Here is a 16,825-nt window from a genome sequence, read left to right on the forward strand (position 1 = left end):
GTCGGTCCGGTACGAGGCGGGACCAACCGGTCAACCCCCCTGTCCCGGGTGGGGCTTGCCTCAGTACCGCAGGTACTTCTTCCGCAGGGACCTGAACGCGGCCAGCTCGCCCTGCCACGCCGCCACCACCTCGTCCGCCTCCGCCCCCGCGTCGATCATCGTCCGCACCCTCGCCGAGCCCGTCAGCTTGTCGATCCAGTTGTCGGGCCGCCACGCGAAGCCGCTCCACACCCGCTTCGCCGTCACCAGCAGGCCGATACCGGTGCGCACTGGGTCGTACGACTTACTGTCGTGGACGTGCAGCTGGACCCCGCCGATCGTCTTGCCCTGGAACTTGGAGAACGTCGGCGCGAAGTACGCCTCACGGAAACGGACACCCGGCAGTCCCAGGGCATTCGCGGCCGCCGCCCAGGCGCGGTCGACGCCTTCCGCGCCCAGCAGCTCGAAAGGACGCGTCGTACCGCGGCCCTCCGACAGATTGGTGCCCTCGAAGAGACAGGTGCCCGAGTAGACCAGCGCGGTCTCGGGCGTCGGCATGTTCGGGCTCGGCGGGACCCAGGGCAGGCCTGTCTCGTCGAAGAAGTCCGAGCGGCGCCAGCCCGCCATCCGCACCGTCTCCAGCTCCACCGGACGGGTCAGGAACTCGCCGTTGAACAGCAGCGCCAGCTCGGTGACCGTCATGCCGTGCGCCTGCGCGATCGGCTCACGGCCCACGAAGGTCGCGAAGGCCTTGTCCAGTACGGGCCCCAGTGCGGCCCGGCCGGTCACCGGGTTGGGCCGGTCCAGGACCACGAAGCGTTTGCCGGCGAGCGCTGCTGCCTGCATGCAGTCGTAGAGCGTCCAGATGTACGTGTAGAAGCGGGCGCCGGCGTCCTGGATGTCGAAGACTATCGTCTCCACGCCGGACGCGGTGAAGATGTCGGCGAGCGCCTGCCCGCTCTTGGTGTACGTGTCGTAGACGGGCAGCCCGGTCGCCGGGTCGTCGTAGCGGCCCTCGGAGCCGCCCGCCTGGGCCGTGCCGCGGAAGCCGTGCTCGGGGCCGAAGACGGCGGTCAGATTCACCCGCTCGTCGGCGTGCATGACATCCACGATGTGCCGCACGTCCTGCGTGATCCCGGTCGGGTTGGTGACCACGCCGACCCGCTGTCCGGCCAGGGACGCGTAGCCGTCGGCGGCCAGCCGGTCGAAACCGGTGCGGACCCGCCCGCGGCCTCCGTGGGCGGCCGCGGGCGAAGAGGCCGTGGCCAGCGCGCCCACCGCGCCACCGGCGGCCAGCAGACCCCGTCTGGACAGGCTCATCGGGATACCTCCGTGATCGCTGTCTGTCATGGCCACGCACGCTAGCGTGCACGGCGGGCGTGCGGAACGATTGCGACGGCGCGGTTCGCTCCCGGACACCTGCGGCCTCACGCCCCCTTCCCTCGTGACATACCGACTGGTTAGTCTGCCCGGACGGGACGGCACGCGGAGAGGCGGAGCTCGATGAGTACGGTGCAGGGCGCTGGGGTTGTGGTTACGGGCGCGGGCGGCGGCATCGGCGCCGCGCTGGCCCGCCGGTTCGCGGCGGAGGGCGCCCGCGTCGTCGTCAACGACATCGACCCGGCCAGGACCAAGGCCGTCGCCGACGAGATCGGCGCGACCGCGGTCCCCGGCGACGCCTCCGAGATCGTGGAAGAGGCCCGCGACGCCCTGGACGGCACCGTCGACGTCTACTGCGCCAACGCCGGACTCGCCTCGCCCGGCGATGCCTTCGCCGACGAGAACGTGTGGGCCAGCGCGTGGGACGTCAATGTCATGGCGCACGTCCGCGCGGCCCGCACCCTGCTGCCCGACTGGCTGGAGCGCGGCAGCGGCCGCTTCGTCTCCACCGTCTCCGCCGCGGGCCTGCTCACCATGGTGGGCGCGGCCCCGTACAGCGTCACCAAGCACGGCGCGTACGCCTTCGCCGAGTGGCTCCAGCTCACCTACGCCCACCGCGGCCTGAAGGTCCATGCCATCTGCCCGCAGGGTGTGCGTACGGACATGCTCACCGCGGCCGGCTCGGCGGGCGAACTCGTGCTCGCCCCGACCGCGATCGAGCCCGAGGACGTCGCCGACGCGCTGTTCGACGGCATCGAGGCAGACCGCTTCCTGATCCTGCCGCACCCCGAGGTCGCCGAGTTCTACCAGGCCCGCGCCGCCACGCCCGAGCGCTGGCTGACCGGCATGAACCACATCCAGCAGAAGTGGGAAGGAGCGAAGCGGTGACCTCTGTCTACGCGGCCAAGCCCTGGCTCGCCCAGCTCACCGACGCCCAGCGAGGCCCGATCACCCCTCCCGCGAGCGTCGTGCACTCCTTCCGCGCCGCCGTGGCCCGTGCCCCCGAGCACACCGCACTCGCCTACTTCGACGGCCGCCTGAGCTACCGCGAGACCGACGAGCTCTCCGACTCGGTCGCCGGCCATCTCGGCTCCCGCGGAGTCGGGCGCGGCGACCGCGTGGCGATCATGCTGCAGAACACCCCGCACTTCGTGATCGCGCTGCTCGGCGCCTGGAAGGCCGGGGCCACCGTCGTCCCGCTCAACCCGATGTACAAGTCGGCCGAGGTCGCGCACGTCCTGAGCGACGCCGAGGTCACCGTCCTGATCTGCTCGGACCGCGCGTGGGAGTCGTACCTGCGCGACAGCGCCGGCCAATCGCCCGTACGCCTCGCCCTCACCGCCTGCGAACTGGACCTGCAGAGCCGCAACGACGCCCGCGTCCTGGGCTTCGAGCGGCAGCCCGCCCCCGAGGACACGCACGATCTTCTGGCCGTCGCCCGGCAGGGCCTCAGCGCGCCCGAGGGCCGCGAACTCACCCCCGCCGACGTGGCGTTGATCAGCTACACCTCGGGCACCAGCGGCACCCCCAAGGGGGCCATGAACCTGCACGGCGGCATCGTCTACAACGCCGAGCGCCAGCGCACCGGCCACCCCGTGCCCGAGGGCTCGTGCTACTTCGCGCTCGCGCCTCTCTTCCACATCACCGGCATGGTCTGCGAGCTCGCCGCCTGCATCGCCAACGCGGGCACCCTCGCCCTCGCCTTCCGCTTCGAGCCGGGCGTCGTCCTCGACGCCTTTGCCGAGCACCGCCCCGCGTACACCGTCGGCCCCTCCACGGCGTTCATGGCGCTGGCCGCGCACCCCGACGCCACTCCCGAGCACTTCGAATCCTTCCGGGTGATCTCCTCCGGCGGCGCCCCGGTGCCGCCCGCGCTGGTCGAGAAGTTCCGTACGGGCTTCGGCCCCTACCTCAGCAACGGCTACGGCCTCACCGAGTGCACCGCCCCCTGCGCCTCCGTACCGCCCGAGAAGGAGGCCCCCGTCGACCCGGCCTCCGGCACCCTCTCCGTCGGCGTGCCCGGACCCGACACGATCGTGCGGATCGTCGACGAGAAGGGCCAGGACGTGCCGCTGGGCGAGCCGGGCGAGATCGCGGTGAGCGGCCCCCAGGTCGTGCCCGGCTACTGGCGGCTGCCCGACGCCACGGCCGAGGCGTTCCCGGACGGCGAACTGCGCACAGGCGACATCGGCTTCATGGACGCCGAGGGCTGGCTCTATGTCGTCGACCGCAAGAAGGACATGATCAACGCCTCGGGCTTCAAGGTCTGGCCGCGCGAGGTCGAGGACGTCCTCTACACCCACCCTGCGGTGCGCGAGGCGGCCGTCGTCGGCATACCCGACGACTACCGCGGAGAGACCGTCAAGGCATACGTCAGTCTGCGCCCGGGAGCGAGCGCGGAACCGGCAGAAATCTCCTCGTACTGCGCGGAGCGGCTCGCCGCGTACAAGTACCCACGCGAAGTAGAGATCCTGCCGGAGCTCCCGAAGACGACAAGTGGGAAGATCCTCAGGCGGGAACTGCGTTTCCCCGGGTAAATCAAGACACTGAGTGGAAGGCGGGTGGCGGCAATGGCCAGGACGACGGACGGGGACGGCACCCCCGTGCCGCAGAGGCTGCTGGCCGCCGCCACCCGGCTCTTCGCCGAACGCGGCTACGACCGCACCTCGGTCCAGGAGATCGTCGAGGCGGCTGGCGTCACCAAGGGAGCGCTCTACCACTACTTCGGCTCCAAGGAAGACCTGCTCCAGGAGGTCTACGCGCGGATGCTGCGGACCCAGCAGGAGCGGCTGGACGCCTTCGCCGACGCGGACGAGCCGGTGGAGACCCGCCTGCGCGGCGCGGCCGCGGATGTCGTGGTGACGACGATCGACAATCTCGACGACGCGGCGATCTTCTTCCGCTCCATGCACCATCTGAGCCCCGAGAAGCACAAGCAGGTACGCGCCGAGCGCCGCCGCTACCACGAGCGGTTCCGCGCGCTGGTCGAGGAGGGCCAGCAGAGCGGTGTGTTCTCCTCGGCCACGCCCGCGGACCTGGTGGTGGACTACCACTTCGGCTCGGTCCACCACCTGTCGACGTGGTACCGCCCGGACGGCCCCCTGACGCCGCAGCAGGTGGCGGACCACTTGGCGGACATGCTGCTGCGGGCGCTGCGGCCGTAGCACGAGCGGGGGCTCCGCCCCGGGACCCCTTGCGCGACCTTCGGTCGCATGTCCTCAAACGCCGGACGGGCTGGATGTGCGGCCCGGCCGCACATCCAGCCCCGGGGAAGACCTACAGGTACTTCTTCAACTCGCGCCGCGCCAGCGACCGCTGGTGAACCTCGTCCGGACCGTCCGCCAGCTTCAGCGTCCGCGCCCCCGCCCACAGCTCCGCCAGCGGGAAGTCCTGGCTGACCCCACCCGCGCCGTGCACCTGCACCGCCTTGTCGAGGATGTCCACGACCGCCCTCGGCGTTGCGATCTTGATCGCCTGGATCTCGGTGTGCGCCCCGCGGTTGCCGACCGTGTCCATCAGCCACGCCGTCTTCAGCACCAGCAGCCGCAGCTGCTCGACCGTGACGCGCGCGTCGGCGATCCAGTTCTGTACGACGCCCTGCTGGGCGATCGCCTTGCCGAAGGCCTCACGGGACACGGCCCGCCTGCACATCAGCTCGATCGCCCGCTCGGCCATGCCGATCAGCCGCATGCAGTGGTGGATACGGCCCGGGCCGAGGCGTGCCTGGGCGATGGCGAAGCCGCCGCCCTCCTCGCCGATCAGGTTCGACGCGGGCACCCGCGCGTCGGTGAAGACGACCTCGGCGTGGCCGCCGTGGGAGTGGTCCTCGTAGCCGTACACCTGCATGGCGCGCCGGACCTCGAGGCCCGGAGTGTCCCGCGGCACCAGGATCATCGACTGCTGGCGGCGGATGTCCGCGCCGTCCGGGTCGGTCTTGCCCATCACGATGAAGATCTTGCAGTCGGGGTTCATCGCCCCGGAGATGTACCACTTACGGCCGTTGATGACGTAGTCGTCGCCGTCGCGGTCGATCCGCGTCTGGATGTTCGTCGCGTCCGAGGAGGCGACCTCGGGCTCGGTCATCGCGAAGGCCGACCGGATCTCCGCGTCGAGCAGCGGCTCGAGCCACTGCTTCTTCTGCTCGTCGGTGGCGAACTGCGCGAGCACCTCCATGTTCCCGGTGTCGGGAGCGGCACAGTTCAGCGCGGTGGGGGCCAGATGCGGGCTACGGCCGGTGATCTCGGCGAGCGGCGCGTACTGCAGATTGGTCAGTCCGGCGCCGTGCTCCGCGTCGGGGAGGAAGAGATTCCACAGGCCCTGCCTGCGCGCCTCGGCCTTGAGCTCCTCCATGATCGCCGGGGTGTCCCACGGCGAGTCCAGCTCTGCGCGCTGCTGGTGCTCGATCGCCTCTGCCGGGTAGACGTGCTCGTCCATGAAGGCGAGCAGCTTGGCCCGCAGCTCCTCGGTACGCGCGTCGAATGCGAAGTCCATGTGTACTCAGCCTTCCTGGAGGGTGGTGAGGCCGTGCTCGATGAAAAGGGGCACGAGATCGCCGATCCGGTCGAAGCCGGCGCCGACGGTCTGGCCGAGGGTGTAGCGGTAGTGGATGCCCTCGAGGATCACGGCGAGCTTGAACCAGGCGAAGGCCGTGTACCAGGAGATGGCGGAGGTGTCGCGGCCCGAGCGGGCGGCGTACCGCTCGATCAGCTCGGCCGCGTCCGGGTGGCCCGCCGCGCCCGCGGTGGTGCTGATGACGGAGTCCGGCAGGTCCAGCTTGGCGCTGTACATCACCAGCAGCCCGAGGTCGGTCAGCGGATCGCCCAGCGTCGACATCTCCCAGTCGAGCACCGCCTTGATCCGGTCGTCCTTGCCCACCAGGACGTTGTCCAGGCGGTAGTCGCCGTGGATGACGGTCGGCGCGGGGGAGTCGGGCAGCGAGCGGCCGAGGGCGGCGTGCAGCTCGTCGATGCCGGCCAGTTCGCGGTTGCGGGAGGCGTCCAGCTGCTTGCCCCAGCGCCGCAGCTGCCGGTCGAGGAATCCCTCGGGCCGGCCGAAGTCCCCCAGACCCACCGACTCCGGGTCCACGGCGTGCAGTTCGACGAGCGTGTCGACCAGGCCGAAGACAGTGTCCCTGGTGCGCTCGGGGCCGAGCGGGGCCAGTTCCTCGGCCGTGCGGTACGGAGTGCCGTCCACGAATTCCATGACGTAGAACGGCGATCCGATCACCGACTCGTCCTCGCACAGCAGCACCGGCTTCGGCACCGGCACGGCGGTCGGGTGCAGCGCGCTGATCACCCGGTGTTCGCGCTTCATGTCGTGCGCGGTGGCCAGTACGTGCCCGAGCGGGGGGCGGCGGACGACCCAGCGGCCGGTGCCGTCCGTGACGGAGTACGTGAGGTTGGAGCGGCCGCCCTGGATCAGCCGGACGCTGAGCGGTCCGCTCACCAGACCCGGACGCTCGCGGTCGAGGTAACCGCGCAACTGCTCGGGATCGAGGCCTGGCGGGGGGACTGAGCTCATTGGTGGCACCTCCGAGGGGCGGTAGGGCGGGTCCCGCTCATGATGACCGACCAGTCGGTATGTAGTCCAGTGCGTGTGCCGAACCGGGGCCTGGATCACAGATTCCAGGCCCGATCCATACGCGTCGGTCAGATATGAGAACGGCGGACGAGTGCCGCCGGACGGTTCAGGCGTGGCAGGCCACGGGAACGCCGCCATTCATCGCCGCCATGTCACCGAAAACGGCGGCGGCATCCAGGGGCGAGCCCTCCGGCTGCCCGTCCAGCTCTGCGTACGCCCGGTGCAGATTCGCCACCAGCCGCTCGCTCTCCCGCAGCTCGGCGAAGACCCCGAGATCCGCCTGGCGGGCCGTCCCCAGCGGGGTGAGCCCCTTGGAGTGCCCCTGCTGGGCCAGCTCGGCCACGTAGCGCAGATAGCGCTCCGTCGCGTCGTACGCGGACGGGTCCGTGACCGGGCCGTGGCCCGGCACCACGGTCGTCGCATCCAGTGAGCGCAGCACGTCCAGCGCCCGCAGCGAACCGCTCAGTGAGCCCACCGGGATGAAGGGCGTACCGCCCTGGAAGATCAGGTCCCCGGTGAAGACCACGCCCTGCTGCGGCAGATGCACGATCGTGTCCCCGAGGGTGTGCGCGACGCCGCCGGGGTGGATGAGGCGCACCTCGATTTCCCCGACATGGACCGTGAGCCGGTCGTTGTACGTCACGGTCGGGGCGGTGATCGAGATGTCGCCGAAGTCGGTCTGCGGCCACAGGAGATGGAGCTGATGGCCGGCCGCGAGCTGCTCGCTGCGGCAGGAGTCGTGGCCGATGACCACGGCCCCGGGCAGGAAGACCCCGTTGCCGTAGGTGTGATCGCCGTGGTGATGCGTATTGACGAGGGTGCGCGGAAGCGGGGCCCCCGTGGCGACGAGCGCCTCACGAAGCGCCCGTGCGCGCCGCTCGGTGGCGGCGGTGTCGACGAGAAGCGTCGACTCCCCGTCGCTGACGAACCCCGCGTTGTTCAGGCACCAGCCGCCGTCCGGCTGGACGTAGGCGTGCACTCCCGGCGCGAGCTGGACGGTGTACGGATCCGTGGCGGACAAGTGAACTCCCCCGAGTCAAGGCCGAACAGGTCACCAGGAGCCTGCCAGTCGACCCCGGCGCGAGGGAAGGCAGGGGGTGCTTTCAGTGGTCGTCCCAGTGCCCGTCGTGCATGGCGTGCCGGTGTCCGTCGTGGACGTAGTCGACATGGTCACCGTGCTCCACGGCCGGGTGGCCGCAGCCGGGACCGTGGTCGTGCGCGTGGCCGCTGTGCGAGAGATGCTCGCCCGGCTCGCACTCGTCCCAGTGCCCGGAGTGCGAACGGTGCAGGTGGCCGTCGTGTGCGTAGTCGACGTGATCGCCGTGCGGGACTTCGGCATGTCCGCAGGCCGGACCGTGGACGTGCTCGTGCGCGGGGTGCTCGTGGTGGAGGACGGTCATAACGCTCACCTTTGGTGTGATTTGCTGCCTTCTGTCACGCTTCAGGCTAGCCCTCGACGCCGCCCCGGTCCCGGTCCCGTCGGCGCGCCGCGCCCGGGAAATTCGGGTGACCGCGTGCCCGGCCCGGTGCTGAACTGACTGGCTATGACCGACGCCGACCCGCAGCCGCCGCCCCGGCCCTTCCGCTGGACGCTTTCCTCGCACGCGGGAGCGCGCCCCGACCGGCTCGGCGCACTGCTCGACGGAACGGAAGACATCCGCCCCGGCCGGTGGTTCATCGGCGAACTCACCGCAAACGAGGAGGCTGCACGGCCCGTCCACCACAAGGACCTCGGCGAGGCGCTCGCCGTCGCCCGGGCCCTCGTCGAAGAGGGCCGCAGCCGCCCCGTGCGCGAGGAACTGGTCCGGCTGATGGCACGCGAGCCGGGCTTCGCCGGTCGTGAGCAGCGGCGCCTCGCCCTGGCGCTGCGGTCCGGCTTGCGCAAGCGGCGGCCTCGGCCGAGGGTCGGATCATGAAGGCGATCAGCTACAGCCGCTACGGCGGTCCCGAGGTCCTTGAGTACGGGGAGCGGCCCGAGCCCACGGTCGGACCGGACTCCGTCCTGATCAAGGTGCGTGCGGCGGCCGTCAATCCGGTCGACTGGAAGGCTCGCGAGGGCTACGTCGAACCCCTCTTCGACGCGGTCTTCCCGGTGGTCCCGGGCTGGGACGTCTCGGGTGTGGTCGTCCAACCGGGCATCGCCGTAACGGAGTTCGCAGTCGGCGACGAGGTGATGGGTTACGTACGCGAGGACTTCCTCTGCCGCGGCACCTTCGCCGAATACGTCGCGGCCCCCGTCCGTACGCTCGCCCTCAAGCCCCGGAATCTGAGCTTCGAGCAGGCCGCGGGGCTGCCGCTGGCAGGGCTCACCGCGTACCAGGTGCTGCACCGGGCGCTGGAGGTACGCAGCGGGGAGACGGTCCTGGTGCACGCGGCCGCGGGCGGAGTCGGGTCGATCGCCGTGCAGCTCGCCAAGCACGCGGGGGCACGCGTGATCGGTACGGCGAGCGAACGCAACCACGACCATGTCCGCGAGCTCGGCGCCGAGCCGGTGGAGTACGGGGAAGGGCTCGCCGACCGGTTGCGCGCGCTCGCCCCCGACGGCGTCGACGCGGCCTTCGACACGGTCGGTGGGGACGCGCTCAGAGTCTCGGCCGAGGTGCTCAGGCCCGAGGGCAGGATCGCCTCGATCGCGGACCGCGAAGTCCTGAGTCTCGGCGGCCACTACTGGTGGGTGCGGCCCGACGCGGCGGACCTGGCCGCGCTGGGGGAACTCGCTGAGCAGGGCGTGGTCTCCGTCCATGTGGACCGGAGCTTCCCGCTGGAGAAGACGGCCGAGGCGCATGCGCTGAACGCCGAGGGACGTACCCGCGGCAAGATCGTCGTCACGGTCGAATGGGAGGCCTGACCTCGGAGGACCGCCGACAGGGACGGAGTGTCCACGTCAGACGACCATCGCCACGGCGAACCCGGCCAGCGCGATCGTGCACGCCACCGCCGCCAGCGCCGCCCGGTCCGACAGCGCCGTGGGCCTCGGCCCCGCCCCCAGCGCGCGCACCCGCAGATGGGCCACCCGCAGAAAACCCAGCCACACCAGCGCGCTGAGCGCCGCCGCGACCAGCCCGGCCGCGTTCAGATCGCCGCCCGCCACCTGCCGCGCCGCCAGCACTGCCGCCACGCTGAACGCCAGCGTGGTCCTGCGCCACGCCAGCCGGGTCCGCTCCGGCTGCAGCCCCGGATCCCGCTCCGGATCCCGCCCGGACCCGGCGGTCAACGCCCGCCCTCCCACCCGAACAGCACGACGATCACCATCACCACCGCGACAACGGCGACCACCAGGCTCAGAACCGTCGGGAACCTCGAAACCGGCAGATCCTCGCCCCGCCGCATCGCCCGCTCACAGCGCACCCAGTGATTCACGGCCCGCAGCGCACACAACACCCCCGCGGCCAGCAGCCCGAGCGCCATCCCGGCCCGCACCCACCTGGCCAGGTCAGGCAGAAACTGATCGACGGCGAAGCCCCCGCCGATGAGGGCCAGCGCCGTCCGGAGCCAGGCGAGAAAGGTCCGCTCATTGGCGAGCGAGAACCGGTAGTCGGGAGTCTCGCCCTCCTCCCGCACCCGCTCGGGCGCGAACCACAGCCGCAGACCCCGTCCGAAATCGCTCACGCGTCGCACCCTACCTGCGCCGTTGTCGCCAACCCGGGGCGCGACTCAGCCCGCGCGGTTCGCCCGCAGCCGTTCGTACGCCGCGAGACCGTCCGGCACCCACTCCCACTCCCCGAGCCGCTGCTCCAGCTCCGCCTCGGGCAGGAAGGCGTGCCAGGCAACCTCTTCGGCCTGCGGGCTCACCGGCAGCTCGCAGCGGACCTCGTACACGGCCGACCACCACGTCTGATCGCCGCTCTCGTAGAGGAACTTGAACAGGGGTGCGGGCAGGGGGAGTCCGGACACCCCGAGCTCCTCCTCGGCCTCGCGCAGCGCCGCCTCGTCGTAGCTCTCGCCCGCGCCGACGACACCGCCGACGAACATGTCGTACAGGGAAGGGAAGACCAGCTTCGTCGGCGTCCGGCGGTGGACGAAGATCCGGTCCTGCGCGTCCCTGGCCAGGATGAAGACGGCGCGGTGGCGCATGCCTCGCGCGTACGCCTCACCGCGCCGGGCCTGGCCGATCACCTCATCGTTCTCGTCGACGATGTCCAGGATTTCGTCTGCCGGATTCATGTCCCCATCCAACCACCGGCCAATCACGGGCCTAATGGTTGACGAGTTACTGCCGCGTACCGAAGATCAGAGCCATCGCACTCCGGCCCCCGACAAGGATGGAACCCATGGCGTACGACGCTGATGTGATCGTGATCGGGGCAGGCCTCGCGGGCCTGGTGGCCACAGCGGAGCTCGTCGACGCCGGGCGCAAGGTCATCCTGCTCGACCAGGAGCCGGAACAGTCGATCGGCGGTCAGGCGCACTGGTCCTTCGGCGGGCTCTTCTTCGTCGACTCGCCCGAACAGCGCCGGATGCGCATCAAGGACAGCCCGGCACTGGCGCTCCAGGACTGGTTCGGCACGGCGGGCTTCGACCGCGAAGAGGACCGTTGGCCGCGCCAATGGGCGGAGGCGTACGTCGACTTCGCGTCCGGCGAGAAGCGGGCCTGGCTGCACGCCCAGGGGATGCGGTTCTTCCCGGTCGTGGGCTGGGCCGAACGCGGCGGCTACGACGCCACCGGCCACGGCAACTCCGTACCCCGCTTCCACATCACCTGGGGAACGGGCCCCGGAGTCGTCGCCCCCTTCGAGCGGCGCGTCAGAGAAGGCGTCGCCCGTGGCCTCGTCCAGCTGAAGTTCCGCCACCGGGTCACCGGGCTGAGCGGCAGCGCCGGGGCGCTGGACACCGTCAGCGGGGAAGTCCTCGAGCCCTCGGACGCCGAGCGCGGCACCGCCAGCAGCCGTGAAGTCGCCGGGGCCTTCGAGTTCCGGGCCCAGGCGGTGATCGTCACCTCCGGCGGCATCGGCGGCAACCACGATCTCGTACGCGCGCAGTGGCCCGAGCGGCTCGGCATCCCGCCCGAGAAGATGCTCTCCGGCGTCCCCGCCCATGTCGACGGGCTCATGCTCGGCATCGCGGAGCGCGCAGGCGCGAGCCACATCAACCGCGACCGGATGTGGCACTACACCGAGGGCATCGAGAACTGGAACCCGATCTGGGCCAAGCACGGCATCCGGATCCTGCCAGGACCCTCCTCGCTCTGGCTGGACGCGCGCGGCAAGCGGCTGCCCGTACCGCTCTTCCCCGGCTTCGACACGCTCGGCACGCTCGAACACATCATGAAGTCCGGTGACAGCTACACCTGGTTCGTGCTCGACCAGAAGATCATCGGCAAGGAGTTCGCCCTGTCGGGCTCCGAGCAGAACCCCGATCTGACGGGGAAGTCGATCCGCGATGTGATCGGGCGCGCGAGGGCGGATGTGCCGGGGCCGGTGAAGGCCTTCATGGACAACGGCGTCGACTTCGTCGTCGAGAACGACCTCACCGCTCTCGTACGGGGCATGAACGCGCTCACCAAGGAGCCGCTGATCGACGAGGCCGAGCTGCGGCGCGAAATCACCGCGCGGGACCGGGAGATCACGAACCCCTTCACCAAGGACCTCCAGGTCACGGCGATCCGAGGAGCCCGCAAGTACCTGGGCGACAAGCTGATCCGCACCGCCGCGCCGCACCGCGTCCTCGACCCGAAGGCCGGTCCGCTCATCGCGGTGCGCCTGAACATCCTCACCCGCAAGTCGCTCGGCGGCCTGGAGACGGACCTGTCCTCGCGGGTCCTCGGCGAGGACGGCGAGCCGCTGGCGGGTCTGTACGCGGCGGGGGAGGCGGCGGGCTTCGGCGGCGGTGGTGTGCACGGGTACCGCTCGCTGGAGGGGACGTTCCTCGGCGGCTGCATCTTCTCGGGCCGAGCGGCGGGCCGCGCGGCGGGGCGGGCGGTGGGGTAGGAGGGTCACCTGGGGCTCCGCCCCAGACCCCGCGCCTCAAACGCCGGCGGGGCTGAATTTCAGCCCGTCCGGCGTTGAGGACGAGCGCGAACCGCGTACCCCGACCCACCTACCGCCGCTCCACCACACGGAACCGCTCCGCGACGACGACCGTCCCGTCGTTCACCGTGAACAGAGGATCACCCAGCGCCTCCCGCATCTCCTCCCCCTGCCAGAACGCCTCGTGCCCCGCCCGCCACTCCGCCACCGAGCCGTATCCCTCCCCCTCGTCCAGCACATGCTGCATATCGACCTCGCCGAGCGGCAGCACCCTGACCTCCGTCAGCTCCAGCACCGCCACCTCGCGGCCGGCCGAGTCGATCAGGGCCGACCGGTCGCCGACCGGGGGCAGCTCCTCCTTCTCGGCCTCGTACTCCGCGAGGAGCCCCGTCGTCGAGATCTTCTCGCCGGAGAGCACGGCGGCGACCAGCCGGTCGCGCAGCGGCCCCGGATAAGCCAGCAGATACGGTTTCAGGGATTCACGCTTCTCCATGCGCCGAGTGTGACGGAAGTCTGACGCTCGGCCGTATTCCCTGGCTTCTGCCGTCCCCGAGTGTTCGAATCGAAGGGTGACCACACACCACCCCGACGCCGAGGGCGCACCCGTCGGGCGCCGCTTGGTGCTCGGCATGCTCGGCCTCGGCGCGGCCGGACTCGCCGCGGCGCCGTATCTTCAGCGAGGGCTCGAGTCCTTCCTGGGCGCGGCCTCGGACAAGGACCCGACCGGCCTGACCGGACTGCTGCCCAACGGCGGCGGCTTCCGCTACTACTCGGTCGCCTCCTCCGTACCGCACAGGAACGAGCAGAACTACCGGCTGACCGTCGACGGCCTGGTCGACCGCCCGGCGACGTACACACTTGCCGCGCTGCGCAAGCTTCCGCAGACCCGGGTCGTACGCGACGTCCAGTGCGTCACCGGATGGCGGGTCCCCGACACCCCCTTCTCGGGCGTCAAGCTGTCGCTCCTGCTGGACGCCGCGGGTGTACGCCCGGAGGCCAGGGCGATCCGTTTCAACTGCTTCGACGGCACATACAGCGAGAGCCTCACCCTCCCGCAGGCCCGCCGGGACGATGTGCTGGTCTGCCTGCAGATGCAGGACAAGCCGGTCAGCCACTCCCACGGCGGCCCGGTCCGCCTGTATGTCGCGCCGATGTACTTCTACAAGTCGGCGAAGTGGCTCTCCGGGATCACCGTCACCTCCGGCGTCCGGCCCGGCTACTGGGAGGAGCGGGGCTATGACGTCGACGCCTGGGTCGGCCGGTCCAACGGCCGCAGCGACACCCCCACCGTCTGAACGGCCCCCGCGCGTACGCAGGTTCAGCCGCGCCGAGCGCTGGGTGCACCGCACGACCGCCGCGCTGATGCTGCTGTGCGTGGTGACCGCGGCCGCCCTGTACGTACCGCAGATCGCCGAACTCGTGGGCCGCCGCTATCTTGTGGTCACCGTCCACGAGTGGTCCGGGATCCTGCTCCCCGCCCCCTTCCTGCTCGGTCTTGCCTCGCCGGCATTCAGGGCCGATCTGCGCAGGCTGAACCGATTCGGACCGCACGACAGGAAGTGGCTGCGTGCAGCCAGGCGCCGTGACCGCAGGCCCTCATCCCGTCCGGCGGGCAAGTTCAACGCCGGTCAGAAGGTGTACGCGGCGTGGATCGCGGGCGCGGTGCTGGTGATGCTGGCGACCGGGCTGCTGATGTGGTTCACGCATCTGACGCCGCTGGTGTGGCGTACGAGCGCCACCTTCGTGCACGACTGGCTGTCGCTGGCCGTCGGCATCGTGCTGGCCGGACACATCGGAATGGCGCTCGCCGACCCGGAGGCACGGAGGGGTATGCGTACCGGGTCGGTCGAGCGCCCGTGGGCGAAGCGGGAGCACCCGCTGTGGCTGAACGACGATCAGCCGAAGGATGACCGGCCGAAGGGGAGTCGGAGCAAAGCCGGAGGACGGCTAGAGGACGAGTGACAGCAGGAGCACGAAGCCGATCCCGCTCACGGAGATGATGGTCTCCATCACCGACCAGGTCTTGATCGTCTGGCCGACGCTCATCCCGAAGTACTCCTTCACCAGCCAGAATCCGGCATCGTTCACATGGCTGAAGAAGAGCGAGCCCGCGCCGATCGCCAGCACCAGCAGAGAGGCGTGGGCGGTCGACATGTCGGCGGCCAGCGGCGCGACCAAACCGGCGGCCGAGATCGTCGCCACCGTCGCCGAGCCGGTCGCGAGCCGGATGGCCACCGCGATCAGCCAGGCCAGCAGCAGCGCCGGGATCGACCAGTCCTCGGAGAAGTCCAGGATCATCTGGCCCACGCCGACGTCGATCAGCGTCTGCTTGAAGCCGCCGCCCGCGCCGACGATCAGCAGGATGCCCGCGATCGGGGCGAGCGACTTCTCGACGGTCGACGAGATGCGCTCCTTGGTGAACCCTGCGGCGCGGCCCAGCGTGAACATTCCGACGATCACGGCGGCGAGCAGCGCGATCAACGGCGAGCCGATGACGTCCGTGACGCGCTGGACGCCGTTCTCCTTGTCGTCGACGACGATGTCCACCAGCGCCTTGACCAGCATCAGGACGACCGGCAGCAGCACGGTGGCGACGGTCGCGCCGAAGCCGGGACGGCGCTCCAGGTCCTCGGAGGGGCGCGCAGGGATCATCCGCTCGGGAGCCTGGATGTCCACCCAGCGGGCTGCGTACCGGGAGAAGACCGGACCCGCGATGATCACGGTCGGGATGGCGACCAGCACACCGAGCGCCAGCGTGACACCGAGGTTGGCGCCGATGGCGTCGATCGCCACCAGCGGGCCGGGGTGCGGCGGAATCAGACCGTGCATCACGGAAAGACCGGCGAGCGCCGGGATACCGATCCGCATCAGCGAGTAGTTGCCGCGCTTGGCGACGAGCAGCACCACCGGGATCAGCAGCACGATGCCGACCTCGAAGAAGAGCGGCAGCCCGATCACCGACGCGATCAGCACCATCGCCCAGGGCATGGCGCGCCCGCCGGCCTTGGCGAGGATCGTGTCGACTATCTGGTCGGCGCCGCCGGAGTCGGCGAGCAGCTTGCCGAGGATCGCACCGAGCGCGATCAGCACCCCCACACCGGCGACCGTGTTGCCGAGTCCGATGGTGAAGCTGGTGATGGCCTTGTCCAGGGGCGCCCCGGCGAACGCGCCGAGCGCGAGCGAGCCGATGGTCAGCGCCAGAAAGGCGTGCACCTTGAACTTGGTGATGAGCAGGACGATGACGGCGATGCCCGCGAGTACGGCGATGCCAAGCTGTGCGTTGCCGGCCGAAGTGATCGTTTCGGTGGCGTCCGCTGCCAGCGTCTCGACGCTGAGACTGGTCACGGTGGCGATTCCTCAGTTCTCGAGCCGGCGCAGCACGGCGACGGCCCGTTCGGTGATTTCTTCGGGGGTGCCGGACACATCGACGGAGACGCCCGCCTCGTCGTCCCCCAGCGGCTGCAGCGTGGCGAACTGCGAATCCAGCAGCGCCGCGGGCATGAAGTGGCCCTTGCGCTCCGACATCCGCTGCTCGATGAGCTCGCGGTCGCCGGTGAGGTGGAGGAAGACGGCGTCCGGTGCGGCTGCCCGCAGCCGGTCCCGGTAGCTCCGCTTGAGTGCGGAGCTGGAGACGACTCCGCCGAGCCCCGCCCGGTCGTGCGCCCAGGTCCCGATCGCATCGAGCCAGGGCCACCGGTCCGCATCGTCCAGGGGAGTCCCGGCCGACATCTTGGCGATGTTCGCCGGGGGATGGAAATCGTCGCCCTCGGCGTACGGGACGCCCAGTGCGGCGGCGAGCAGGGGACCGATCGTGGTCTTGCCGGTGCCTGCCACGCCCATCACCACGACGACGTGGGGGGTGCTCATTACGTGCCTCGCTGTCTTCGTCGACATCGGTCCGTCGCGCTACTGAAACCCAT

General features: G+C 70.5%; 19 protein-coding genes. 8 read left to right on the forward strand and 11 right to left on the reverse strand.

The annotated features are described in order from the left end of the window. Window positions 1–60: 60 nt before the first annotated feature. Entirely contained in the window at window positions 61–1,299 is a 1,239-nt protein-coding gene (locus ABZS64_RS27925) for a DUF1343 domain-containing protein (RefSeq protein WP_355835280.1), read from the reverse strand. A gap of 183 nt (window positions 1,300–1,482) precedes the next feature. Here ABZS64_RS27925 and ABZS64_RS27930 point away from each other — a divergent pair, with 183 nt between their 5' ends. The 3 genes from ABZS64_RS27930 to ABZS64_RS27940 are packed head-to-tail and all read left to right on the forward strand — an operon-like array spanning window position 1,483 to window position 4,523. Then, window positions 1,483–2,247 (forward strand): SDR family oxidoreductase, encoded by a 765-nt coding sequence (locus tag ABZS64_RS27930; protein WP_355835283.1) that lies wholly within the window; start codon window positions 1,483–1,485, stop codon window positions 2,245–2,247. After that, window positions 2,244–3,896, forward strand: coding sequence for an AMP-binding protein (locus tag ABZS64_RS27935; protein WP_355835285.1), 1,653 nt, complete (start codon window positions 2,244–2,246; stop codon window positions 3,894–3,896). Before ABZS64_RS27930 ends, ABZS64_RS27935 begins: the two co-directional genes overlap by 4 nt. Before the next feature lie 33 nt (window positions 3,897–3,929). Next, the gene (locus tag ABZS64_RS27940) at window positions 3,930–4,523 is read left to right on the forward strand and encodes a TetR/AcrR family transcriptional regulator (protein ID WP_355835288.1); all 594 of its coding nucleotides are present in this window, start codon (window positions 3,930–3,932) and stop codon (window positions 4,521–4,523) included. A gap of 112 nt (window positions 4,524–4,635) precedes the next feature. Here ABZS64_RS27940 and ABZS64_RS27945 read toward each other — a convergent pair whose 3' ends face one another. The 4 genes from ABZS64_RS27945 to ABZS64_RS27960 form a co-directional block, all read right to left on the reverse strand. Then, window positions 4,636–5,850 carry an acyl-CoA dehydrogenase family protein gene (locus ABZS64_RS27945; RefSeq protein WP_355835291.1) on the reverse strand — a complete coding sequence of 405 codons (1,215 nt, stop codon included), beginning with the start codon at window positions 5,848–5,850 and terminating at the stop codon, window positions 4,636–4,638. 6 nt (window positions 5,851–5,856) lie between these two features. After that, window positions 5,857–6,879 (reverse strand): phosphotransferase family protein, encoded by a 1,023-nt coding sequence (locus ABZS64_RS27950; protein ID WP_355835294.1) that lies wholly within the window; start codon window positions 6,877–6,879, stop codon window positions 5,857–5,859. 166 nt (window positions 6,880–7,045) lie between these two features. Further along, window positions 7,046–7,960: an MBL fold metallo-hydrolase gene (locus ABZS64_RS27955; RefSeq protein ID WP_355835297.1), complete on the reverse strand. Its 915-nt coding sequence runs from the start codon at window positions 7,958–7,960 to the stop codon at window positions 7,046–7,048. An 82-nt stretch (window positions 7,961–8,042) separates the two neighbouring features. Beyond that, complete coding sequence (locus tag ABZS64_RS27960) at window positions 8,043–8,339, reverse strand: hypothetical protein (protein WP_355835300.1); 297 nt, start codon at window positions 8,337–8,339, stop codon at window positions 8,043–8,045. A gap of 144 nt (window positions 8,340–8,483) precedes the next feature. Between ABZS64_RS27960 and ABZS64_RS27965 the strand changes: the two genes are divergently transcribed. Beyond that, a complete protein-coding gene (locus ABZS64_RS27965) occupies window positions 8,484–8,855 on the forward strand; it encodes a hypothetical protein (protein WP_355835303.1) in 372 nt (123 codons plus the stop codon). Next, a complete protein-coding gene (locus tag ABZS64_RS27970; RefSeq protein ID WP_355835306.1) occupies window positions 8,852–9,787 on the forward strand; it encodes an NADP-dependent oxidoreductase in 936 nt (311 codons plus the stop codon). Before ABZS64_RS27965 ends, ABZS64_RS27970 begins: the two co-directional genes overlap by 4 nt. Window positions 9,788–9,823: 36 nt before the next feature. Here the strand turns inward: ABZS64_RS27970 and ABZS64_RS27975 are convergent, their stop codons facing one another. Genes ABZS64_RS27975 through ABZS64_RS27985 form a run of 3 tightly spaced genes read right to left on the reverse strand, consistent with a single transcriptional unit; the run spans window position 9,824 to window position 11,103 of the window. Then, entirely contained in the window at window positions 9,824–10,153 is a 330-nt protein-coding gene (locus ABZS64_RS27975) for a DUF202 domain-containing protein (protein WP_355835309.1), read from the reverse strand. Next, window positions 10,150–10,548, reverse strand: coding sequence for a DUF202 domain-containing protein (locus tag ABZS64_RS27980; RefSeq protein WP_355835312.1), 399 nt, complete (start codon window positions 10,546–10,548; stop codon window positions 10,150–10,152). Before ABZS64_RS27980 ends, ABZS64_RS27975 begins: the two co-directional genes overlap by 4 nt. Before the next feature lie 45 nt (window positions 10,549–10,593). After that, window positions 10,594–11,103, reverse strand: coding sequence for an NUDIX domain-containing protein (locus ABZS64_RS27985; RefSeq protein WP_355835315.1), 510 nt, complete (start codon window positions 11,101–11,103; stop codon window positions 10,594–10,596). 107 nt (window positions 11,104–11,210) lie between these two features. Between ABZS64_RS27985 and ABZS64_RS27990 the strand changes: the two genes are divergently transcribed. After that, window positions 11,211–12,866: an FAD-binding dehydrogenase gene (locus tag ABZS64_RS27990; protein ID WP_355835318.1), complete on the forward strand. Its 1,656-nt coding sequence runs from the start codon at window positions 11,211–11,213 to the stop codon at window positions 12,864–12,866. Between the two features lie 109 nt (window positions 12,867–12,975). Here ABZS64_RS27990 and ABZS64_RS27995 read toward each other — a convergent pair whose 3' ends face one another. Next, window positions 12,976–13,398, reverse strand: a complete 423-nt coding sequence (locus tag ABZS64_RS27995; protein ID WP_355835321.1) for an ASCH domain-containing protein — start codon at window positions 13,396–13,398, stop codon at window positions 12,976–12,978. Window positions 13,399–13,534: 136 nt separating this feature from the next. On the opposite strand from ABZS64_RS27995, the gene ABZS64_RS28000 reads away from it, so the two are divergent. After that, window positions 13,535–14,200 (forward strand): molybdopterin-dependent oxidoreductase, encoded by a 666-nt coding sequence (locus ABZS64_RS28000; protein WP_355835412.1) that lies wholly within the window; start codon window positions 13,535–13,537, stop codon window positions 14,198–14,200. Further along, complete coding sequence (locus ABZS64_RS28005; RefSeq protein WP_355835324.1) at window positions 14,142–14,867, forward strand: cytochrome b/b6 domain-containing protein; 726 nt, start codon at window positions 14,142–14,144, stop codon at window positions 14,865–14,867. Before ABZS64_RS28000 ends, ABZS64_RS28005 begins: the two co-directional genes overlap by 59 nt. Here ABZS64_RS28005 and ABZS64_RS28010 read toward each other — a convergent pair. Then, complete coding sequence (locus ABZS64_RS28010) at window positions 14,853–16,250, reverse strand: gluconate:H+ symporter (RefSeq protein WP_355835327.1); 1,398 nt, start codon at window positions 16,248–16,250, stop codon at window positions 14,853–14,855. The two genes, ABZS64_RS28005 and ABZS64_RS28010, sit on opposite strands and share 15 nt — an antisense overlap. A 12-nt stretch (window positions 16,251–16,262) precedes the next feature. After that, window positions 16,263–16,772: a gluconokinase gene (locus ABZS64_RS28015; RefSeq protein ID WP_355835330.1), complete on the reverse strand. Its 510-nt coding sequence runs from the start codon at window positions 16,770–16,772 to the stop codon at window positions 16,263–16,265. Window positions 16,773–16,825: the final 53 nt, after the last annotated feature.

Source organism: Streptomyces sp. NPDC005408 (genome assembly GCF_040606445.1).
GTDB lineage: Bacteria > Actinomycetota > Actinomycetes > Streptomycetales > Streptomycetaceae > Streptomyces.